Raw genomic sequence first — 22,221 nt, forward strand, 5'->3', positions numbered from 1 at the left:
CCTACTTGCACTCGAAGACATCGAACCGGCGCACCTGCCCGGCATCGGGCCGCGCGGTGCGCTGGGTGGTGGCGCCGGTGCTGCCGTCGAGGTGTATTTCGTAGCTCTTGAGCGCCCTCTCAGAAATTGTTCGGTCGATCGTCCCTACCTGCGCGAGACCTGTATCCACCACCTTCCAATCCGCAGGCACGATCAGTCGGCAGCGACCCAACCCGCTCGGATCGATCGTGTAAGGCTGCGGAAAGCGGTACATCTTGCGGTCACGGATGAAGCCGTCACCGTAAGAGCCGAATCCACTAATGCCCTCGTTGATGTGCGCGGCGGCAATGGCGTGATCGGCATTGATCAGATCGGCGTGGGCAATGCAGAGCGAATGGACCGGTCGAGGATTGGCCCCCGAGCCCGTGTAGAGGAAAAACACCAAGAACACATCGCGTCCGTCCTTCCGCCCCGATGGGATCGTGCTGTTCGAGTCGTAGTCCCTCCGCGCCGGTCGGCCTTTGCTGAACGCGAGCGACTTGATTTCGAACCCTTCGACAGGCGGGCTTCCGTCGTCTCCAACCCAAAAGTCCGGGTAGCTGTTCCGTCCTTGCGCAGCGAACGGCAGCCCCAGCGTGGACACCCGATCAGTGAACCAATCCTGGGGAAAGTACTCCTTGTCATTCGCACTGCGCGGGGTCATGGGCGTACCCGCAGCGACAGTCCGTTGCGCCGCCAGGAAGATCTCGATGCTGTGGGTCATTGTTCGAGACAGGGGACAGTTGGAAGAGGTGCGAGCGTAGGATTACACCCAAGCGAGGGATGATGCACGCGTGCCCGAGCGGCACATTAACAGGCCAGCGCATGGGGTGGGCATAAGATCTTTCGGGGCAGAGGTCCGCTCGACTGCGATCTGCTAGAAATCGGACTCAACAGAACCTAACGAAACATGAGTGACCCGATAGTTTAGGCTCGGCATCGCTGGTATGCAATCATGGCAAGCGGGCGGAGGAGCGCCCGCGTCGAGATGGAGACCGCGCGCCGCGCCGGCGACCTCACCCGCATGTCGGAGCTGCAATACGGGCGCATCCCCGAGCTTGAGAAGCGACTTGCCTCGGCCGCCGAGGCCGATAGCAGCGCCGCGAACCAACTCCTGCGCAACAAGGTCGGCGCCGAAGAGGTCGCGCAGATCGTCTCCAAGTGGACTGGCATCCCGGTCAGCAAGATGCTCGAAGGCGAGCGCGACAAGCTGCTGAAGATGGAGGGCGAGATCGAGCAACGCGTGATCGGCCAGCAGGAGGCGGTGCACGCGGTCAGCGACGCGATCCGCCGCTCGCGCGCGGGCCTGTCCGATCCGAATCGGCCGATCGGCTCCTTCCTGTTCTTAGGCCCCACCGGCGTCGGCAAGACCGAGCTGTGCAAGGCGCTCGCCGAGTTCATGTTCGATACCGAAGAGGCCATGGTGCGCATCGACATGTCCGAGTTCATGGAGAAGCACTCGGTGGCGCGGCTGATCGGCGCCCCGCCCGGCTATGTCGGCTATGAGGAAGGCGGTTATCTGACCGAGGCGATCCGCCGCCGGCCCTATGCAGTGATCCTGATGGACGAGGTCGAGAAGGCGCATCCAGATGTGTTCAACATCCTGCTGCAGGTGCTCGACGACGGCCGCCTGACCGATGGCCAGGGCCGCACGGTCGATTTCCGCAACGCGGTGATCGTGATGACCAGCAACCTTGGCTCCGACATCATCCAGCAGAAGGCTGGCGAGGCGCAGTATGCCGAGATGAAAGAGGCGGTGATGGAGGTGGTGCGCGTCGCCTTCCGGCCCGAGTTCATCAACCGACTCGATGAGATCGTCGTCTTCCATCCGTTGGATGAAGCACAGATCCGCGCCATCGCTGGCATCCAGATCGGCTACCTCAAGGAACGGCTGGCCGATCGCGAGATGGGGCTCACCATCAGTGATGCCGCGCTCGACCTGCTCGGTGAGGCCGGCTTCGATCCGGTCTACGGCGCTCGCCCGCTGCGGCGCGCGATCCGCGCCCAGCTCGAGAACCCGCTGGCGCAGCAGATACTGGCCGGCAAGTTCGCCCCCGGCGATACGATCGAGGTCGATGCCCGCGATGGGCAGTTGCTGTTTGAGAGCGTGGTCGAGGGCGAGCTGGTCGAGTGAGTCCAATTTTATGCTCTCTCGCCGAAGAACGGTCTGACTGTTTGACGACAAGCGCTTCGCGTCCAACTCAGTTGCGACGCGAAGGCGCCAAACCCGATCATCGGCCAATCATCATGAATCAAACGTGCCATGACTGACCTTGCCAGGCTTTACCAAACCGATTATGCCGTCTGGGCACAGCGCAACGCCGAACTCTTGCGGGAGCGACGCTTCGAGGAACTCGATATCGAGCATCTGCTGGAGGAGCTCAGCGATATGAGCAAGAGCGATCGCCGCGAGCTGTTCAGTCGGCTGCTGGTGCTACTGGCCCATCTGCTGAAATGGGAATACCAGTATGCTCGGCTCAGCGAACGCTGGCGAGAACTCGATGGGCGCAGCTGGCGCGCGACCATCGTTGAGCAGCGCGAGCAACTCGCCGGCTTGCTGCGTCAATCCCCCGGCCTCCAATCCGCGATCGAGGGGATCATCACGGAAGCCTATCCGGCGGCCGTGCGGCTTACTTGCAAGGAGACGCAACTGTCGGTGTCCACCCTTCCCCGAGCACTGCCCTTATAGCCGCGCGCAGCTCTTCGATGATGATTTCTACCCAAGACAGTCTGCGCCATGATCGAGGACAGCGCCTACGAGGCTGTTCGCCCATGAAGCCCGACACCCGCACCGCGATGCATGAACTCATCGCACAGGTGCGCGAGACGCTCCCCTTCGACGCACCAGCGACGCACGTCTGCAGCGGCGAGTGCCAAGGCTGCTCGCTGAAGCTGCTCGACTATCTCGATGGCGAGTTGTGCGGCTGGGAGCAACGCCTTGAGGCCGGCGACACACCAAATTTTGGCGACCTTTCACGACTGGCGAAGACCAGCCGTAAGGTCTATGCCGCGCTCGAAAAGAACGGATTCTCTGACAGTCGCTAAAGACGCGCGTCCGGCTCGAACACAATCTTGTCATAGACCTCGGCCAAAGCCAGGGTGCAGCCGATGCTCTCGAGTACGACCTGATCGGCCAAATCCTCGAAACTGCTCAGTATCCAGTGCCCGTCGGTGCCCCGATTGTAGCGTTCGACCAACACACGGTGCTGCGAGACCAGCAGATATTCCTGAACCGATGGAATACGCCGGTAGAGCGCGAACTTCTCGCCGCGATCGTAGCCCTCGGTGGAGTCGGAGAGGACTTCGCCAACCAGACTTGGATTGAGCAGCAGATCGCGGCGGCCATCATGAAACGCCTGCTCACCGCAGAGCGCCATCAGGTCTGGATACTTGCCGGCGTCTGCATGCTGGATGCGCAGTTTCATCCCGCTGGCGTAGACCCAGCAGGGACGACCCTTCATCTGGATACTCAGCTCTCGGTTGATGTTGCTGAGAATCGCATGATGCTCGGCGGTGCCGCCGCTCATCGCAAAGATCTCACCGTCGACGTACTCGGTTCGCCCGTCGAGGCTGGCACGCTCACCCTCGAGCCAGTCTTCAAAGCTGATCCGTGGTTCCAGTTCTGCTTGAGGTGTCATACGCCGGTCTCCGTTTGATAAAGATGTACAAATCATAGTCGAATGCGGTGCATGACCGCGCCGACTGACTCGACTCGGTCGCATGATGGTATCGTTCTCGGCATTGAGCCAGCCTTCCCACATCAGCATCCTGAACGCATGAACGACACCACCGACAGCCTCGCCCAACTGCATGTGCGCAACGCGACCCCGCGCGACGTTCCCGCCATCCGCGCCCTGTTCCAGCGCGCCTATGCCGGCAGCGGCGTCAGCAGCTACAGCGCGGCAATGCTGCGCGGGCAGATCAACAAGTTTGCCGAGGGCCAGTTCGTCGCCGAGTACCACGAGGATGAGGGCGCGCGCCTGATCGGCTTCTGCTCCAGCTTCCTGGTCAGCGGCGAGATCGCCCTGAAACCGCACGGCTGGAACTGGATCACCGGCAGTGGCTATGCCTCGCGCCACGACCCGGATGGCGATTATCTCTATGGCATGGAGGTCTGCGTTGATCCCGAATACCGCGGGCTGCGCATCGGCCAGCGCCTCTATGACGAGCGCAAGAAGCTGGTCCAGTCGCTCGCGCTCAAGGGCATCATCTACGGCGGTCGCCTCCCCTCGCTAGACGCCGCGCTGACGCGTGAGGAAGACGCCTACGAGAGCCCGCAAGCCTATGTCGAGGCGGTGGTGGAAGGCCGCGAGCGCGATCCGGTGCTGACCTTCCAGTTGCGCAACGACTTCCAGGTCATCGGCCTGATGCCGGGCTACTGGCCCGAGGACAAGCAATCGCGCGGCTACGGGGTGCATCTGCTGTGGCGCAACCCACACGCGCCGGACGAGAAGGAAGAGGCGCGCGCGAAGCACTATGGCGGCCGGCTGATGGATACGGTGCGCGTCGCCACCGTCCAGTATCAGCAGCGGCGAGTCAAATCGTTCGACGAATTCCTCGACATGCTGCGCTATTTCGTCGACGTCACCGCCGACTATCGCGCCGACTTCTGCGTCTTCCCAGAGCTGTTCTCGTTGCAATTGCTCTCGATGGAGGATCAGGAGCTATCGCCGGCCGAGGCCATCGAGGCCCTCACGCATTACACCGCCCCGATCAAGGAGGCGCTGCGCGAGATGGCGATGCGCTACAACATCAACATCATCGCCGGCTCGCATCCGACCAAGATGGAGAATGGCCGGGTCGAGAACATCTGCTACATCTGCCTGCGCAGCGGCGAGGTCCACGAGCAGGCCAAGATCCACCCGACCCCGAACGAGGTCTATTGGTGGAACATCGAGGGCGGCAACGAACTGGCCGCGATCAATACCGACTGCGGGCCCATCGGCGTGCTGATCTGTTACGACGCCGAGTTCCCGGAGCTGGCCCGGCATCTGGTCGATCAGGGCGCGAACATCATCTTCGTGCCCTTCTGCACCGATGAGCGTCAATCCTATCTGCGCGTGCGTTACTGCAGTCAGGCGCGCGCGGTCGAGAACCAATGCTATGTCGTCATGTCCGGCAACTGCGGCAATCTGCCCAACGTCGCCAACATGGACATCCAGTACGCGCAGAGCTGCATCCTGACGCCTTGCGACTTCCCGTTCGCACGCGACGGCATCGCCGCCGATACCACGCCCAATGTCGAGACCGTCGCCTTCGCCGACCTCGGGCTCAAGGCGCTGCGCGAGGCGCGCAACTCCGGCACCGTGCAGAACCTCAAGGATCGCCGCCATGATCTCTACACCACCGTTTGGCGCGAGCGTTAGCCGCGACAGCTCAGGATGTCACTGAGCTTTTCCGACCTCGGCGGGAGGAGCGTCGGTCGAAGCCGCCGCAGCCGAGCATGGCTCGACAGACACCAGCAGCAGCCAGCGATGCGCGCACGCTTGAACGCACTCGAACGCCTCGGCCTGGCGGCGGTGACGCTCCTGCTATGTCTGCAACTCTACCTCGGCATCCTCCTGGGCCGCGCCCAGCTCGATCTGCCGGCGCTCGCGCGCGCGTTGCGCCAGGCTGGGCTCTCGGTGCTGCCGGCGCTGACCCTGGTCGCCGCCGCCGCTGGCGTCATCCTCGGCCATCAGGCGGCGCAGCTGCTCGCCGAGATCGATCTGCCCAGCCTGATCCTGGTGCCGGTGATCTACGCGGTGGTGATGGAGCTGATCCCGCTGTTGGTCGGGGTCCTGGTCGCGGGTCGGGCCGGTGTCGCACTCGCCGCGCGGCAAGCGACGCTGGTCTCCAGCGGCAAGGTCGATGGGCTATTGGTGAGCGGCATCAACCCGATCCAGTTCACCACCGGGCCGGTGCTGCCGGCGATGCTGGCGATGTCCTTCGCGCTCTGCGTGTGGGGCAATCTGGTCGCGCTGAGCGCGGTGCTGCTCTGGCTGATGGTGGTGGCCGATGTTCCGCTCTATCTCTTCAATGATGCGCTGCGCCAAGCCCTGGCCCCGAGCGATCTGCTCGAGGCCCTGGGCAAGCCGCTCCTGTTCGCGCTCGTGATCGCCTTGATCGCCACCGCCAACGGCATCGCCGCCGGTCGCGATGTGACTGGCGTCAGCCAGGCCGCGACCGACACCATGATCGGTGCCGTGACCGCGATCCTGCTCATCGACCTCGCCTTCGTGCTGATGCTCTGATGGGGAACATCCCAGCGACGTTTCAGAGACTTGCCGACAACATGTGGCTAGCGGCGATTTAACCAGTTCTCCGTGCGCAGGTCAGGGATGCGATTGAACTCATCCTGATTATCCGTGACCACAATCACGCCTCGCGCTAAGCCTTGCGCGGCAATCCAGAGGTCATTCGCGCCGATGGGGGTTCCGCAGCGCTCGAGATGGGCGCGAATCTCGCCATAGCGCCGGCTGACCCGGTCATCAATGGGCACCAGCTCCAACCTCTCCACCAACTCAGCGAGACGGGCCGCGTTCTTCTCCCGATAAGCGCTCTTTTCGACGCCGAAGTCAAGCTCGCCCAAGACCACAGGGGAGAGCAGAATATCGGCCAACAGCCTTTGCTCCAGCTGGCGCTTGACTGTGGCGACCTCCTTCATTGCCGCAATCATGATGTTGGTATCCAGTAGGTAGCGCACCCCGGTGTCCTACAGCGTTGCGACCGGCTCCGGTGGCCGCTCATCCGGCGCCGCCAGATCAATCTCCTCAGGATGGTCCCAGAACGGTCGAAAGGCGTCTGCCGCCATGGTCGGCGTGTCGGGCACCAGCCGGGCGATCACACGTCCTCGGCGCGTGATGGCAACGGTCTCACCCGCTTCAACGGCGGCTAGCAGCCCGGAAAACGCCGCTTTTGCTTCAGTGACCTGCACATGTCGCATGAGAGGATCTCCAGAAAATGACCATGTGGTCAGAATACCCTCGACCCAGGTTGGATACAAGGCTGCTGGGCCCCAATCCGCAACAAGGCTCGTAGAGCCTCGTTGACGCGCTATCGGGAAATCCTCGCGACAATACTCGGGGCAGAGGTCGTCGTCGCGCTCGCAGTGCGCAACGACCAACAATCGTCCAACAACGGAGACACCGAACGTGATCCAGCGGGCCTCGCCGTCGAGTGGTCCGGATCAGCACCAGTGGCAGCGAACCTCTTCGCTGTCGAACCAGGAGTCGGTGTTCACTCGTCGCCATTGAGCACCAGCGGCAACGGCATCAGCGGGTTCAAGGGTGACTTGAAAGCTGCCGGTGGTGGTGGCGATGGCGGCATTGGCGGCGGTACGCGCCGCATCTACAGTCGTTGAATCGTAGACCGGACCCGGAGGGCGATTGTCGGGTGGCGAGGCGACAAAGGTGAACACCTTGGCCAACTGTTCGAAAGCGTTGCCTTCGTTGACCTGCCCCCTCTTCTTCATCAAGCTGACGCGCCAAGATGCGGGTTAAAGATTGAGCGCAGGTTCTCGTTTAAGATGACATCCTCGCCCGCGAGGGTGTGCATGAAGGTAGTCACATAGGCCTCATGCACCGACATGGTGTCTGCTTCGCTGGCCTGCGCCACGGATGTCGCTCCCGTTGGCAACAGCGCCGCCAGCAGGAGCGCGCTGAAGGCCATTAGGATCAGCCTGGGCCAAGTGCGAGCATGCAGGCCGTTAGTCACGAGCCGGTGGAAAGCATTGTTCTGGACGATGACATGCGCGGCTCCTTAAACAAGGTGGTTCGGCAGCTAAAAACGCTCGCTCTTAATGAAAATCTTGCCAAACAATAGGTTGAATAGCAACGCACTGAGCGCTGATGATCGTACTGACACGCTGATGGTGAACACCCCTTTAGCCGAACTGCGACGGGTCTTCCAGCATGTCAATGGCCACTGCGCGCTCAATGATCTCTCGCTGGCGGTGAACCAAGGTGATGCGCTGTTGCTGATCGGCCCGAACGGCGCCGGAAAGAGCCTCACGCTCAGGCTCATGGTCGGCCTGGATCATCCGTCGGCCGGATCGGTGCGGTTGTTCGGACAGGATCTGAGGCAGCTGAAGGATGCGCGGATGAATCGCTTGCGAGGACGCCTCGGTGTGGTCCTACAGGGCGGCTCGCTCCTCGATGAACTGACGGTGCTCGAGAATCTGCTGCTGCCGATGCGCGCGCAAGCGCAACCCCGCGCACGCCTCGCGCGCGCCGCGCGGCTGGCGATCACTCAACTGCAGCTCGACGGCATGGAGCATCAGTCGCCGCGCGCGCTGTCGCTCGGCCAGCAACGCCGCGCGGAGTTGGCGCGCGCGCTGATCAACCAGCCCGAGCTGCTGATCTGCGATGGCCTCAGCGATGGACTCGACCCGCCGGCCCTACGCGATATCCTTGGCATCTTGAAGGTGCAGCGCGAGCGTCGTGGCCTGAGCATCATCGCCACCGATAACGGCATGCTGGAGATCATCGGCCCCGACGACCGCGTTGCCGTGTTGGATCGCGGCCGGCTCCTGTTCGCGGGTACCCGCGCGGACCTGGAATCTCGCAGCCGCGATGATCTCGCGCTTCGCACCCTCTTCGAGGGGCATCCCTAGCCGCCGAGCAGGCCAATCATCAGGATGAGCAGGTTGAACCGTCTCTATTCTCCCCCCGAACTGGGCGCGCCGGGCAAGCGTCAGGCCCAGGACCGACATCGCGATCTGACGCTGGCGGGACTCTTCGTGCTCCTGATGGCCGGCGTGGTCGTCGTCATCCTGCTATGGCTCGCCCCTGGCCTGTTCGGCGGCTACGACCTGCGCGCCTACTTCCTCGAAGCGGATGGTCTCGACAGCGGCATCGATGTGATCCAAGAAGGCTTCGTGATCGGCCGCGTGCGCGCCTTGGAGCCGGTGTTCCAGCGCGATGCCGACCGCAGCGATTGCCCGCCGCCACCGGCCGCGCGCGCGCCCGAGCTGCCCTGTTTCCGCGCCACTCTGCACATTCAGCAGGCCTGGCCGGTGCCTGGCGAAAGCGTTGCCCAACTGGCCTCGGCGGGCGTGTTGCGTGGCAATATCATCCGCATCCTTCCCGGCTCCTCCGCCGACACCTTGAGCGCTGGCAGCGTCATCCCGACGATCGAGCGCGAACCCGATCTGGGCATGCAGATCGCCTCGGCCCTGACCCAAGCCCAACGCACCCTCGATGAGCACATCCGCCCAGCGCTGGCGCAACTGCAGGAGCGTCTCCAGGGCGTCTTGGCGATGTTCGGCCAGCAGGCCGAGGAGGGCGACGGCGAGGGGGGCGTTGGGGCCGATCTCGGCCAGGGACTGGGCGCGGTGCTCGACAACCTGGTGCAACTGAGCGCCGATATCGAGCAGAGTATCGACCCGGAACAGATCCAGGCGATCCTGACCACCGTGCAGAGCCTCTCCGAGAACCTGGCGAGCGTTTCCTCGACCCTGCCCGCGCGCACCGACGACATCCAGGCTGCCGTCGCTCGCTATGGCGCGCTCGCCGACGAACTCCGGGGGCTGGTCGAGAACAGCCGCCCGAGCGTCGAAGGCTCGCTCGACGATGTGCAATACGTGCTGCAAGAACTCTCGGCGGCCCTGGCGCCGATCCTGGCCAATATCGAGAACGCCTCGCGCAATCTTTCGGCACTCGCGCGCGACCTGCGCGAGGAACCCACCTCGCTGCTGCGTGGCCGCGAGCAGGAGGATCAATCCCCATGGTTCGAGCGTTGATCACGCACCGCCGGTGGGCCGGCGGTCTCGGCCTGTTCCTGCTGATCTGCCTGTTCCTGCTGAGCGGCTGCGGCTCGGGACCGCCAGTGCGCGAGCATTTCTACAGCCTGCAGCCCGAGGTCAGTGTTACGCCAAGCGCCCAGACCGTCGCCGGCACCCTGCTGGTGACCCCCTTGGGATCGCGTGGTTTCCTGGGTGGAACCCAGATCGTCTTTCGCACCGCCGAGGAACCGCTGCAGGTGCAACGCTATGACGACTTCCTCTGGGAGGCCACTCCCGGACAGGCGCTCGCCGAGGCGTTGATCTCCGCGCTGCGCGCCGCGAACACCTTTGGCTACACGGTCTCGATCGCCGACCGGGCGCGGGCCGATTTCATGCTCAACGGTGCACTCACCCGCCTGGAACATCGGCCCACCGCCGACCCGCCTGCGGTGAGCCTGGCATTGAATCTCACGCTGATTGCCGGCCATGATCGAGCCACGCGCTTTTCACACACCTACAGCGGGAGCGAGCCGACCAGGGCGAGCACCCCGGAGGCGATGGTAAGCGCCTTCAACCGCCTGAGCGGGCGCCTGCTCTCCGAGGCCGTGCGTGATCTCCAGCGCCTGGCCCCACAGCTCGCGCGTGACGCGGCGGGTCGCGACTGACCCTTGCCTCGACGCTCGCCAGCAGACCCCTTCGCGATCCTCATGCCGGCTGAGGTCGGCCGCATGCCGGTGGCCTGGCATCAATTGCGCATTCCGGCGCCGCCGCCCGCCTTTGCGCTGAGCCCGGAAGAGCAGCACGGCAACACGCCGATGGAGCGCTTCCAGCGCCGTTGTATCCAATCGCTGGAGATCCCGCGACAAGAGAGCGCCGTGGAGCCCAGGGATCACCTTGCTCTGATCGACAAGGCCGCGCCGCACGCGCTCTTCGATCTGATGCTGAGCGAGGTCTCGCCGCCAAGCATCGATCACCCCGCGAAGGCCGACGCCAGCACGGTGGCGCCGGCCACGGGCCGCGTCCTCTGGCAGACGGCGGCGAATTTCCACCGCTTCGTCACCACTCCCGAGATCCGGCGCGCCTTCGACCTGGAGGGTGGCTGGCTGCAGTTGGCGCTCAACTGCGATCCCTACACCCACGACCGCGAGAGCGTGCAGGCGCTGAAACAGTTCCACCTGCACCTGATCTACTGGCGCGCTGGCGAATTGCAGCCCTTGCAACAGGTCGAGCGCCTCGCCGACCAGCACGATCCCTATCTGAGGCGTCAGTGTCTCGATCCACTCAGCTTCCTCGGCCCCGTGATCCTGCACGAGCGCTTGACCGCTCTCGATCTCGATCTCGATGGCGCTGGCAATCTCGCGCGCGCGGGCGTCACCCTGCTGCCGCCCGATCCGGTCGCGACCTGCACGGGCCAGCGGCCGCTGGGCTGCCTGCTGCGAGTCGCGCACTGGGACCTGCTCGCGAGCGCCGCCTTCGAGCAGCTCATCCGCGCCCTGCATCGGCGTCTCGCCGAGACCGCAGCCCTCTTGCTGCAGGCATTCACCGGCGCCACGCAGCCGCCCGCGCCTTGGCAACGGCATCGGCTCCTGACCAGCGCGCGGATCGCCGAACAGCTCGGCCAGCTCGGTCTCAGTGCCGAGAGCGAGGCCGGTCTGCGCGCGCTGGCCCAGCGCCTGCGTGATCTCCCCGCCCCGGTCGCCGAGGCGCTGCGGCGCGCCTCGGCCGCGCGGCGCATGCACTGCATGACCCTGAACCAACCCTGCTATAGCCTGACGCTCAGCCCGCTGGATGCGCGCGGCGATGCAACCCTGCGCCGCGATGGGCCGCTGTTGCTGACGCTGCAGGTCAAGCTCCTGTCTGGCATCGGCGGTGCCGGGCTGTTCTCGTTTCCCGGTATCCCGAGTGTTCGGGTGCTGCGCTCCCAGGGCTGTTTCTCAGAAGAGGATTGGCGCCACCGCGCAGACTTCCAGCGCCGCTTCGCGGCCTACAACAGCGACGCCTTGCAGGCATCCGGGATTGGCGCCGGCGCCGGCAATAACGCTGACACTACAGGGCTGGCCTGTGGACCCATTGCGCGGCTGCGCGATCTCGCCACGGGTTGGTCGCTCTAGGGCTCTAGCGATGGACGTTGCCGCCCATGCGACTCCCCCCTGGCACCAGCTGCGGCAGGTGCGAACTCTAGGGTTCTAGCAATGGACTTCGCCGCTTATGCCCATCTGTGGATTCTCTTCTCGCTGCTCTCGGCGTTCTTCCATGCCTCGCGGCTCGCGGTCACCAAACACCTGAGCCTGACGCTGTCGGTCCGCGCGCTCACGCTCTACGTGAACCTCGCCAGCCTGCTGGTGACCTTGCCATTGGCGGTCTGGTATCACCAGTTCCCGTTTGACGACCCCGTCTATCTCGAGGTGGTGCTGTTGGGCGGGCTACTCTCCGGCCTGGGCGGTTGGTCGCTGAACGTCGCCATCAAGCGCAGTGAGATCTCGCTTGTCGGGCCCATTCTGACGCTGACGCCAGCATTCGTGATCGTCATCGAATGGCTGCTCACCGATGCCCTGCCCGGTCCACTTGGCTTCGTCGGCATCGGCTTGTTGATCATCGGCAGCTATGTGCTGTCGCTCGGCGCCGCAGAGGAGGACTGGTACCAACCGCTGCTGCGTCTGGTCACCAATCCGGGCAGCGCCTTCACGCTGACGGCAACCGGCTGCTTCGCCGCCGCCTCCACCCTCGGGCGCATCGGCATCGAGCGGTCCGATCCGCTCTCGTTCGCGGTGGTGGTCGCGGTGGTCAATCCCATCGTCCTGTTCACGCTGTTCAGCCTCCAGGACCGGCGCTTCTATCGGGAGGTCCTGCCACCTGATCTGGCCCGCCAGACCAGGCCATTGCTATTGCTGGGGCTGTTCTTCGCGCTCATGCGCATTGCCGATCAGATCGCGCTCAGCATGACGCTCGCCAGCTATGCGATGGCGGTGAAGCGCGCGGCTGGAATGTTCTCGGTGCTGATCGGGCGCTGGTTCTTCGCCGAGGGCGGCACCCGCACCAAGCTGCTCGGCAGCGCCATCATGCTGTTTGGCCTGTTCGTGCTGACGCAGCTTTGACCTTTCAGCCCGAGGCGATGCGGTCGACATCGACCGAGACATCAAGACTGTGCTCGCCACCGCCATAGAACACGCCGCGCACCGGGGTCACGTCCTGATAATCGCGCCCGATCGCCGTGGTGATGTACTGATCGCTGATCGGGCAATCATTGGTCGGGTCGAGATCGACCCAGCCGCCACTCTCGCGCGCTTCCGGGCAGTAGATCGCCAGCCAGGCATGGGAGGCATCGGCCCCGCGCAACTTCGGCTGACCGGGCGGTGGCAAGGTCTCGAGATAGCCACTGACATAACGCGCCGCCAGACCGAGCCCGCGCAGCGCGGCGATCGCCAGATGGGCGAAGTCCTGGCAAACCCCGCGACGCTGGGCGAGGACGTCCGCGAGCGGTGTCGCGACCGTGGTTGAGGTCGGGTCGTAGTCGAAGTCGCGGTGGATGCGGCTGACCAGGTCCAGGGCCGCTTCCAACAGTGGCCGCTCCGGACTGAACGACGCGCGCGCATAATCAGCCGCGAGCGGGTCCAGCGGCACCGCCGGTGACGGCAAGGCGAACAGCCGCGTCGAGGCGCCATCGGCGGCGCTCGGCGTCTGCGATTGCGCCCGCGCCTTCTCCCAGGGTTGGGTCGCGGCGGGCTCCGGCAGCGGTGGTGCCCAGACCTCGATCTCCGCGCTTGCGGTGATCTCGAGGTGCAGATGCGACTGCTGGATCGAGAAATAATTGACCCGATTGCCGAAAAAGTCGCGATGCTCGCGCACCACCGAGGGCCAGGGGTTGATCCTGAGATTCGCCGCCAAGCAGCGCTGATACGGCGTCTCGCGCGGTTTCAGATGGGCGATGCTGTGACAGAGCGAGACCGAATCGCCGTAGCCATACCGGGTCATGTGGGTGATCTGATACTTCATCGCGCGCCCCCCTGGGGGCATCCAGCTGCGTCTAATCCCGTCGCGCCCAGACCGATCGCGCCCAGTCCCGCCCCCTCGGCCTCGGAGCGCTGCCCGATCAGATGATGGGGCTGTTCCTCATGCCGGAAGTATTGCGCGGTGATCGCATCGGAGAGCGCACTGATCGAGGTCTCGACGCTTGCCAGCAAGCCATCCAGTGCCTCGCGTCGAAGCCCGCCCTTGCTCGGTCGAGCAAGCAGATCCACTTCGGCCAGGCGCAGCTCGGTGAGCATCCGCATCAGGATGCGCTGTGCCGGCGTGCGGCGCGTCGATAGGCTGTCGCCCGGCATCTCATCGACCAGCAGCGACAAGCGTGCGATCTGGTACGCCAATGAACGCGGATTCGCCTCATCCTGCAAGACCAAATCCAGCATGGCACCAACGCGGGTTCCAGCTTGGTAGCGGCGCCGGTAGGTGATCAGACTATCGGTGACGCCGAGCACCGCCTCGACCAGCATCGACTCACCGGGATCGGGGCTGACGCTGACCAACGTCGAGCACAACAGGGACGCCGTATGCAGGCCACGCTCCAGTCGCCGCCCGGCCTCAAGGAAGTGCCAGCCCTCATTATGGGTCATGTTCTCGTGGGTCAGCGCGGAGAAGGCGACCAGCGAGGTGATCAGCGGGTCCAGCAAGTCCAGCGCCCGGCCCAGCCCGCGCGGCGGCGCTTGGGTGAGCAAGCGTTGCCGGCGCTCGATGTCGTTGGTGACCCGCCAGGTGTCGTTGGACAAGCGCTCGCGCACCGACCAGGCCGCCTGCCCGAGCGCCTGCAGGGTCTGCGGCAGGGCACCGACGCGCTTCTGATCGCTGATCAGCGAGAGCACCTCGGGCACCGGTTGCGCCAGCCGTTCGGCGGCGCCCTCGCCGATGAACCCGGGAAAGCTCTGGGTCTGCTGCGTCAGCGCCACCAGCAACAGCTGCAGGCAGCCATCGGCATCGGTCTCATCGGCCAGACTGCTGCGCTCGGTGATCTGAATGATGACGATGCGCAGCAGTCGCACCAGGCCTTCGGCGCGCTCGGCGTAACGGCCGATCCAGAACAGATTATCGGCCACCCGGGACGAGACCTCGCTCTCCTGCACCACCGCCGGCACCACCGCTGGCGCATGCGCATCCGGACTGATGATCAGCGTCTCCTGGCGCTCTGGCTCGCTGGCCAGTACCCAGGTGTCCTTGCCCAGCCCGCCGAGCTGATTGGAGATCATCGGCGTGTTCGGGTCGAGGGCGATGCGGCTCAGCCCCCCCGGCATCACCGCATAGCCTTCTTCCTCACTGACCAGGAAACTGCGCAGCACGAAGGGGCGCGGCTCGAGCGCGCCCTGGATATAGGCTGGCGCGGTCGAGGGCTGTACCTCCTCTTGGGCGACGTAGCGATGCGGCTCGCGTCGAATCGCCGCGATCAGATCCTCGCGCTGCTCGGGATTGAGTTTGGCCCCGAACAGGCAGCGCTGACCGACCGGATTACCGGCGGGTTTGATCACCAGGTTCTCGAGGTTGGCGATGACGAAATCCCGCGCCTCGCGCTGGCCGCACCACCAGGTCTGAAGATGCGGCAGCAGCAGCGACTCACCGAGCAGATGCTCGCACAGCGCCGGCAGAAAGGCGGTCAGCCCCGGATGCTCGAGTACGCCGCTGCCCAGGCTGTTGGCAACCCCGAGGTTACCGGTCCGCACCGCCTGCAGCAGACCCGGCACGCCGAGCAGCGAGTGTTCATTGAGTTCGAGCGGATCGCAGTTGGCATCATCGACCCGACGCAGCAGCGCATCGATCCGCTCTAGGCGCCCGAGCGTGCGCAGCCAGAGCGCGCCGTCGCGCGCCGAGAGGTCGCCGCCTTGCACCAGGTTGAAACCGAGATAATTGGCCAGGTAGGCGTGCTCGAAATAGGCCTCGTTGCGCGGTCCGGGGGTGAGCACCGCGACCCGTGCATGCTCGCCATGCCGGGGCGCGATCCGGGTCATGGCCCGGCGCACCGAGCGATAGAAGCCGGCGAGCCGGTGCACATGGCTGTCGCGGAACAGGCTCGGCATCACGCGCGAGAGCACGACCCGATTCTCCAGCGCATAGCCGCTGCCAGACGGGCTTTGGGTCCGATCGCCGATCACCCGCCAGGCGCCACTCGCATCGCGGGTCAGATCGGCGGCGTAGAGCACCAAGGGCCGGTCGCCTGCCATCGGCGCGCCGTGACAGGGGAATAGGTACCCCGGAAAGCCATCGATCAATTCCGGCGGCAGCAATCCCTTTTCGATCAGCGTACGCGGACCATAGAGGTCGAGCAGGATCGCATTCAGCAGCTCGGCGCGCTGGATCAGCCCCCGTTCCAGAACGGCCCACTCCTCGCCTCGGATCAGCAGCGGCAACGGGTCCAGCTCCCAGGGCCGCGACATGCCCTGCGGATCACCATAGACGTTGTAGGTGATGCCATTGTCGCGCACCAGGCGGCGCGCCTCTTGCCAGCGGCTGTCGATGCCCTCCGGCCCGAGTTCGCGCAGCGCCTCGATCAGATATTGCCAGTGCGGCCGTAAGCCGCCGTCACTGGTGCGCATCTCGTCGAACTGGCCAACGCCGGGCTGATAGGCATCCCCCAATCGCAGCGGCGTTGGCGAGAGTGTTGCAGGGTTAGCGGCCATCGGTATCAATAGAGGTAGGGAATAAATTTGCGCACGCGCTTGGCATAAGCGTGATACTCAGGATGGCGTTCGCTCAGCCATGCCTCCTCTTTGCGCGCCTTGACATCGAAGAACAGGAAACCGACGATCAGCAACAGCAGATGCGCGAGGCTGAGCGTATACAGGGTCCAGGCCAGCGCAGCGCTCAGCAGACTCGTATAGAGCGGATGGCGCACCAACGCGTAGACGCCATGTTGCACCAACTGATTATGATCGACGGGATAGGGCAAGGGTGTCAGATAATCGCGGATATGATGAGAGCCCATGGCCGCAAAGACCAGCGCCACGAGCGCGAATGGAACGGCAAGGATCAGCCGCAGCAACAGCAGATCGGCAACCAGGCCGGGCGAGAGCCCCGGATGCCACACGGGGGTGACGGCAAAGAGGAGCATCAACGCGAACTGGATCGCGACGAGCAGCTCGCCGCGGCGGCCGAAGCCGGGTTTTGGATTGGGTGAAGTCATAAAAATGGTTAGCTCTCTCTCAGGCGAAACTGGGCTTCATCGTCCTGACGAATCATTCCGAGGTCGGTCAGGGCTTCCAAGACCTCAGTGACAGATTTTTCGGGATGACGTTTGAAGCGGGTGGCTAAGGTTTGGGCGCCCATCGGACCGGTCATGAGTTCAGCGCGAACGGCGCGGATTTGGTCTTGCAGCGTTTTCGGCCAGGGACGCTTGGTGGCGGTAGCGGTTTCAGGGCGCTGTGCGGTGTTGGCTTCTGGGGTGGCGAGCGGGCGGTGTTCGGCGCTTGACTCGGGGGCTTGATAGTCGGGGCGGAGCCAGCGGATGTTGCCTTGGGCTTCTTCGGCGGCGCGTTGGTGGTTGAGATCAACGAGGCGCTGAAGCAGTTGTTCTTCGGCCTGCTGTTGGTCTTCGGGTTTTTCCGGCCAAGGGGTCGTGGCACCGGGGCGGCCGACTAATTGTTCGGCCAGGTCGTTCCAGCCATAGGCGGCGAACACAGCGCGGTCGAGGTCGTCGTGGAGTTCGCGCAGGATGGAAACCAGACCTTGTTGGTGGATGGCTTGTTCCTTGGCGCTGAGGGAGTCTTGTCGGCGTAACTTTTCGAGGACGTTGTATAGGCCGGTCATGGTCAGGCCGGGGTGTTGTTCCTGCTGGCGCTTGCGGTGGACGTCGAGTTGTTCGGCCAGGGTGGCGATATGGTTGGCGATTTCGCCCATCGGGTCTGGAAATGGGAATGGTTCGAAACATGATACTTTTGTGTACCGAGGGCGATCCTCAAGGGTAGCTCCGGCATTGAACGCCCAGATTGAATGCAGCCGACTAGACAGCAAACCTAAATGGACTGCGGATTCTAGCGCGATCCCTGTCAGCATATTGTCCGGTAGTAATTCTGCAGCAAGAAACTGGAACACACGGTGCTTAGCTGTCTCAGGAGTGGCTATGAATCTGGATAAACCAGTAGCCATTTTCCGCCATTTGGGACGTTCCCAGCCGAATCGCCACCAGTTTTCACGGATAGATCCACGACGATTCTGTTCTCTTTCAGGCTTTACTCTGTCCAGCAACCTTTGATATGCAGCTGGAAAAAGTTCTGCCGCTTCGGAACGATCAAGCCCGAAAAAATCAATAACATATGCGCCACGAGATGATCCCATAAAGTCTCGTCCGTTGAGGTAAGGCTTAATAACTGATCTTGCTGTCATATCTCGCGCTTGATTTAATAAATCGCTCGCTTCTTCAGTATCAAGTATAAAGCCGGATCCGTAGAGCTGAACACCAGCTGAGACGATAAAATTGTTGGCGAGCAAAGGCTGGCATGAAAACACATTTGCGCCAATCTTAAGGTTGGGTTGAATAACTCCCCTTCTTTGCGCAAATTCAATTATTCGGCCATCTGTATCTGTCTGTAATTCTTTGGTAATCGAGAGCAATTCGCCTTCTAATTGACCAATGGCGGCAACAGTCATTGCTATTCGTACTGATGCGCCATCTTCGGTATCAACCCACGGATGATTAGGGACAGCGAAGATAAATGAAATTGGCCTCTTGCGTGAAAAATGCTTTTCTAAAATGCGACGTTGAAAAGTTTGTGTAAGACTGTTAGTTGTAATAAGTCCAAATTTCTTTAAGCTGCCTTTACGCAGAAGTTCTGCGGCAAAGTCCCACCAATACATCACATAATCCGCTTTTTGCGGGATATGCGGATAAACGGACCAAAGCGTTTCAAGATAGCCACCACCTAACGCCTTTCGCATTCTCCAGCCACCAATAAAAGGCGGATTCCCCACCACATAATCCGCCTCCGGCCACTCTGCCTTCCTCGGGTTGATATACACCTCAACCGGCAGCTGGGCGGTTTCGTCGGGAATCTCTTCGCCAGTGGTCGGGCTTTTCTTGGTGGTCTTGCCGTCCCAGCGCATGACGGGATGCCCGGTTGCGTCGAGCTGGTACTCCCGGCGATCATAAGCCAACACCGCATCGCGACATTCGATATTCCTGAATGCCTTGAGCACCGGCTGCGGCGGGTTGATGTGGCCGTGGGTGCGAAAATGCCATTGCAGATAGCCGATCCACAGCACCATTTCAGCGATCGCCGCAGCGCGGGGATTGAGTTCAATGCCCAAAAATTGATGCGGGTCGATGGTATTACCCTGCATTTCCAGGAGCGTTTGTCGCGCACCCAAATCACTCAAGGTATTGAGCACCTCGCCTTCTAGGCGCTTCATGTGCTCCAGCGTGACGTAAAGAAAATTGGCACTACCACAGGCCGGGTCGAGGATGCGGATCGCGCACAGCCGATGGTGGAACGCCTGGATTTCTTTCACGGCCCGCTCGGGCTTGCCCTGATTTTCCAAGGCGGCAGCAGCGGCCTGGACATCTTTCCATTCAGCGCGCAACGGCTCGATGATGGTCGGCATGACCAGGCGCTCGACGTAGGCACGGGGCGTGTAGTGAGCGCCAAGCTTGTGGCGTTCTTCCGGGTCCAAGGCGCGTTCGAGCAAGGTGCCGAAAATAGCCGGCTCGACCTGGCTCCAGTCGTGGCGCGCCGCCTGGATCAGCAGTTCGATCTGTTCCGGCTTGAGCGGAATGGGGGTGACATCTTTGAACAGATTGCCGTTGAACTGCAAAAGCTGGGCATTGAGCACCCCGCTGTAGCCACCGCTCTCCATGGTTTGCCACAGCGAACTGATGGCAGCGGCAAAATGCTCGGGCGTGTTCTGCAAACGCAGCAGTAGCTCGGTGAACTGGCCCTGGGGCAACAGATTCACATCTTCGGCAAACATGGTGAACAAGCAGCATTTGATGAAATGCGCCACCTGCGCGACGCGATGCCCATCGCGTTCCAGGGCGCGCGCTAGTTCCGCCAAGGTCTTGCTGAGTTCGCGGGTGACGCGAGCGGCGTACTTGGACGGGTCGAGTCGGTCGGGCTGGGTCCAGATGCGGCGCAGGCGGTCCCGGATCGCCGGATCGCGCAGGTCTTCCAGATGGATGCGGTGGCTTCTGGGATCGGGAAACGGCACATAGGTCGCGCCCGAGCGAGTGAATTCGGCATAGACCTCAATGGTCTGACCAATATCACAGGTGAGCAAGAACGGTGGCCGGCCATCGGCAGCGGGCAACGCGCGGATGTAGGTGTCGGCTTGGGCGGCGGCGCGCAGCATGGCCTTGTCCCAGCGGCTGGAACGATGTTCGCCGGACACTTTCTTGGCTTCGAGCACAAAATGGCCGCGCTTGTAAAGATCGATGTAGCCACGGCTGACGCTGCCGTCGGCATGGTGGATGTCAACGCGGCGCTCGAAGACATAGGCGTCGCGGTCGAGATCGCCAGTGGCCGGTTCCGGGCCAGGCAGGCCAAGGAATTGGCACAGCTCGGTCAGAAAGAGCTGGTAATTCGCCCGCTCCTTGCCGCCGGTGTCTCGCCATCGCTCAATGAATGGCTCGATGCCTGCCGGGTCAACTGAGCTGGTATCCCCGTTTGTATGAGTCATTGGGTTTTGATACCGGAGTTGATGGACAGAATCAAGCTGAGCTACAACGCCTCGTAGTATCTGCGGATCATGGCGGCCATCAGCTTGCGGCGGGCATCGAGAAAGTCGCGATAATTGGCGGCTGTCACGTCACTAATAAAATCTGGAATCGCGTTTTCAGCCAAGTTGGTTTCCAAATCGCTCTGGTTCGTGATCTCACCAATCCGAGGCACGCCGGTGCGGATTTGTTCTGACAACCAAGTCATGTATTCCTGTGGTGGATGGTCTTTGATCGCGATGTTAATGGGCGTTTCGGTGAGCGCAAAGTTGGCGATTTGGTTGTAATCGTCTTGCTTTGGAAAGCCGTTTTTGATCAAGTGGTTTTTCGGTACGATGTGATGAAAATCGCCGTGCCCCTCGATCATATGGGAAAGACGGATCGACTTTGACAGAAATCCTCGGCCACCCGTATTGACACGCGCAGCCAGGTAGGTCTGGAAAGCCGGGCTACGTTTGCTTGGCGAAACCAGCTCTTGCGGTAGCGCAACATTCCAGAAACTGTCTCCGAGTTCGGAATCTTCGAGAATTTGCAAATAGCCTGCGGCACCGTGCTCACCGATCCGCCTGAGATCCGTCTCCCAGGTTGACTCGAAGCTACCGACCGCTCGACCGGTGAGGAGCGACAGCACCAACCAGCGTTTGACGATGCGCGTTCGTTCGCCTTCGGTGAGTTCATCGTTTTTACGCAGCCGTAGGTACAGCGCATAGGCGAAATTCAGCGCATTTTTGGAACCAACCATGCTGGCATCAATAAAGCCAGCAGACTTGATCATCATCACGAAACGCTCGAGATGAGTTTGCCGAACCAGTTGATCGAGCGCATCACCGAAACGTGCGTAGGCACCGGGGATTCGAGACTCGTCGATCTTGCGCGTTTCGGGATCTAAGCCGGACAACTCGCTGACGATGGCCCCGGCTTTCCCGCGGCTGAATCCGACGAGCCCAGCAACGCGAATCACATCAGTGTAATCCGGCTGAAACAGCTCATCCGACTGATTTTGCAGCCACTGGATTTTGCGAATATAATCAGTTGCAGCAAATTCCTCATCATTGTCTCGGATATCGTCGAAGGCATGGCCGGCAATCGCGAGGTGACAGAAATAGTCGATCAGCTTGCGCAGATTGCGTCCTTCGTCGCCATAGGTTGCGATTTTGCTCATCACGAAATCCGCGCTAGACAGCGGTACCCCCTTCGCGTTGATGCGCACAAAAATTTCGGCGACGGTCTCGACATCAAGATTATCAGCGAGCGAAATGACACCGACCTGAGCATGCTCGATTCCGGCCAGCTTTGCAATCGCTGCTTCGACCACAGCTTCATCGGCGTTGGGATTGTTATTGAAATAGTGGCGCAAGAAGGTGAGCTGACTCGTGCCAGAAAAAATCTCAGCGATGTCGTGAATCCATTGGCTACTTTTGACGATAGCGGGCGTTTGTGTAGCGAATTCTTCGGTGATGGGATTAAACGAGATGGTGATACGTTTCTTCTGATAGCGCTTGCCGACGACCGCCTGACCAGCAATTGCCGCGCGCAAAGCGGTCACGCGCTGCTGCCCATCGATCAGAATTTGTTGATGGGCCGCGATTTGACCATCCTTGAGCTTTGCCCCGACCGACTGCCAAGTAATCAGATACCCGACAGGATAGCCCTTGTAGAGGGAGTCCATCAGGTCACGAACCTGGGAGGTTTTCCACACGAACGGACGCTGCAACTCTGGAATGGCGATTTTCTCACTGCGAACATCGGCCAATACTTGGCTGACAGCGGTTTGCTTTACCTCGTATTTAGCCATTACACTCTGCTGTCGGCATTA

20 protein-coding genes and 1 pseudogene are annotated in these 22,221 nt (G+C 62.2%); 10 read left to right on the forward strand and 11 right to left on the reverse strand.

The genetic code is table 11. The features are described 5' to 3' along the window. Nucleotide 1: 1 nt before the first annotated feature. The gene (locus tag AC54T3_RS09370; protein WP_496624198.1) at nt 2-742 is read right to left on the reverse strand and encodes a hypothetical protein; all 741 of its coding nucleotides are present in this window, start codon (nt 740-742) and stop codon (nt 2-4) included. A 252-nt stretch (nt 743-994) separates the two neighbouring features. On the opposite strand from AC54T3_RS09370, the pseudogene AC54T3_RS09375 reads away from it, so the two are divergent. The 3 genes and pseudogenes from AC54T3_RS09375 to AC54T3_RS09385 form a co-directional block, all read left to right on the forward strand. Further along, nucleotides 995-2,152: pseudogene (locus AC54T3_RS09375) on the forward strand (AAA family ATPase); the annotation flags it as partial. Between the two features lie 129 nt (nt 2,153-2,281). After that, entirely contained in the window at nt 2,282-2,707 is a 426-nt protein-coding gene (locus AC54T3_RS09380; RefSeq protein ID WP_496624199.1) for a DUF29 domain-containing protein, read from the forward strand. An 83-nt stretch (nt 2,708-2,790) separates the two neighbouring features. After that, nucleotides 2,791-3,063, forward strand: a complete 273-nt coding sequence (locus tag AC54T3_RS09385) for a hypothetical protein (RefSeq protein ID WP_496624201.1) — start codon at nt 2,791-2,793, stop codon at nt 3,061-3,063. Here AC54T3_RS09385 and AC54T3_RS09390 read toward each other — a convergent pair. Further along, nucleotides 3,060-3,656 carry a Uma2 family endonuclease gene (locus AC54T3_RS09390; RefSeq protein WP_496624203.1) on the reverse strand — a complete coding sequence of 199 codons (597 nt, stop codon included), beginning with the start codon at nt 3,654-3,656 and terminating at the stop codon, nt 3,060-3,062. The two genes, AC54T3_RS09385 and AC54T3_RS09390, sit on opposite strands and share 4 nt — an antisense overlap. Before the next feature lie 138 nt (nt 3,657-3,794). Here AC54T3_RS09390 and AC54T3_RS09395 point away from each other — a divergent pair, with 138 nt between their 5' ends. Next, nucleotides 3,795-5,384: a GNAT family N-acetyltransferase gene (locus tag AC54T3_RS09395; protein WP_496624205.1), complete on the forward strand. Its 1,590-nt coding sequence runs from the start codon at nt 3,795-3,797 to the stop codon at nt 5,382-5,384. 108 nt (nt 5,385-5,492) lie between these two features. Next, nucleotides 5,493-6,251 (forward strand): MlaE family ABC transporter permease, encoded by a 759-nt coding sequence (locus AC54T3_RS09400; protein WP_496624206.1) that lies wholly within the window; start codon nt 5,493-5,495, stop codon nt 6,249-6,251. Between the two features lie 47 nt (nt 6,252-6,298). On the opposite strand, the gene AC54T3_RS09405 is transcribed toward AC54T3_RS09400, so the two are convergent. The 4 genes from AC54T3_RS09405 to AC54T3_RS09420 form a co-directional block, all read right to left on the reverse strand. Next, on the reverse strand, nt 6,299-6,703 hold the full coding sequence (locus tag AC54T3_RS09405; protein ID WP_496624208.1) for a PIN domain-containing protein: 405 nt from the start codon (nt 6,701-6,703) through the stop codon (nt 6,299-6,301). A 9-nt stretch (nt 6,704-6,712) separates the two neighbouring features. After that, nucleotides 6,713-6,943 (reverse strand): type II toxin-antitoxin system Phd/YefM family antitoxin, encoded by a 231-nt coding sequence (locus AC54T3_RS09410; RefSeq protein WP_496624210.1) that lies wholly within the window; start codon nt 6,941-6,943, stop codon nt 6,713-6,715. A 243-nt stretch (nt 6,944-7,186) separates the two neighbouring features. Further along, nucleotides 7,187-7,474 carry a hypothetical protein gene (locus AC54T3_RS09415; protein WP_496624211.1) on the reverse strand — a complete coding sequence of 96 codons (288 nt, stop codon included), beginning with the start codon at nt 7,472-7,474 and terminating at the stop codon, nt 7,187-7,189. Beyond that, nucleotides 7,471-7,668, reverse strand: a complete 198-nt coding sequence (locus AC54T3_RS09420; protein ID WP_496624213.1) for a hypothetical protein — start codon at nt 7,666-7,668, stop codon at nt 7,471-7,473. Before AC54T3_RS09420 ends, AC54T3_RS09415 begins: the two co-directional genes overlap by 4 nt. Before the next feature lie 199 nt (nt 7,669-7,867). Between AC54T3_RS09420 and AC54T3_RS09425 the strand changes: the two genes are divergently transcribed. The 5 genes from AC54T3_RS09425 (at nt 7,868) to AC54T3_RS09445 (ending at nt 12,816) form a co-directional block, all read left to right on the forward strand. Beyond that, a complete protein-coding gene (locus AC54T3_RS09425) occupies nt 7,868-8,611 on the forward strand; it encodes an ATP-binding cassette domain-containing protein (RefSeq protein ID WP_496624214.1) in 744 nt (247 codons plus the stop codon). Between the two features lie 24 nt (nt 8,612-8,635). After that, nucleotides 8,636-9,739, forward strand: coding sequence for an MlaD family protein (locus tag AC54T3_RS09430; RefSeq protein ID WP_496624215.1), 1,104 nt, complete (start codon nt 8,636-8,638; stop codon nt 9,737-9,739). Continuing rightward, the gene (locus AC54T3_RS09435; RefSeq protein WP_496624216.1) at nt 9,724-10,386 is read left to right on the forward strand and encodes an ABC-type transport auxiliary lipoprotein family protein; all 663 of its coding nucleotides are present in this window, start codon (nt 9,724-9,726) and stop codon (nt 10,384-10,386) included. Before AC54T3_RS09430 ends, AC54T3_RS09435 begins: the two co-directional genes overlap by 16 nt. 42 nt (nt 10,387-10,428) lie before the next feature. Next, on the forward strand, nt 10,429-11,832 hold the full coding sequence (locus AC54T3_RS09440; protein WP_496624217.1) for a hypothetical protein: 1,404 nt from the start codon (nt 10,429-10,431) through the stop codon (nt 11,830-11,832). 81 nt (nt 11,833-11,913) lie between these two features. Continuing rightward, a complete protein-coding gene (locus tag AC54T3_RS09445; RefSeq protein WP_496624219.1) occupies nt 11,914-12,816 on the forward strand; it encodes an EamA family transporter in 903 nt (300 codons plus the stop codon). 4 nt (nt 12,817-12,820) lie between these two features. On the opposite strand, the gene AC54T3_RS09450 is transcribed toward AC54T3_RS09445, so the two are convergent. Genes AC54T3_RS09450 through AC54T3_RS09470 form a run of 5 tightly spaced genes read right to left on the reverse strand, consistent with a single transcriptional unit; the run spans nt 12,821 to nt 22,200 of the window. Beyond that, nucleotides 12,821-13,714, reverse strand: coding sequence for a transglutaminase family protein (locus AC54T3_RS09450; RefSeq protein ID WP_496624220.1), 894 nt, complete (start codon nt 13,712-13,714; stop codon nt 12,821-12,823). Then, complete coding sequence (locus tag AC54T3_RS09455; protein WP_496624222.1) at nt 13,711-16,380, reverse strand: circularly permuted type 2 ATP-grasp protein; 2,670 nt, start codon at nt 16,378-16,380, stop codon at nt 13,711-13,713. The genes AC54T3_RS09450 and AC54T3_RS09455 overlap by 4 nt, the downstream gene beginning before the upstream one ends. Nucleotides 16,381-16,385: 5 nt before the next feature. Then, the gene (locus AC54T3_RS09460) at nt 16,386-16,883 is read right to left on the reverse strand and encodes a methyltransferase family protein (protein ID WP_496624223.1); all 498 of its coding nucleotides are present in this window, start codon (nt 16,881-16,883) and stop codon (nt 16,386-16,388) included. Nucleotides 16,884-16,891: 8 nt separating this feature from the next. Continuing rightward, nucleotides 16,892-20,368, reverse strand: a complete 3,477-nt coding sequence (locus tag AC54T3_RS09465) for a DNA methyltransferase (RefSeq protein ID WP_496624225.1) — start codon at nt 20,366-20,368, stop codon at nt 16,892-16,894. Nucleotides 20,369-20,409: 41 nt separating this feature from the next. Then, a complete protein-coding gene (locus tag AC54T3_RS09470; protein WP_496624226.1) occupies nt 20,410-22,200 on the reverse strand; it encodes a GmrSD restriction endonuclease domain-containing protein in 1,791 nt (596 codons plus the stop codon). Nucleotides 22,201-22,221 lie beyond the last annotated feature (21 nt).

It is taken from the genome of Halochromatium sp. NSM3, assembly GCF_059621085.1.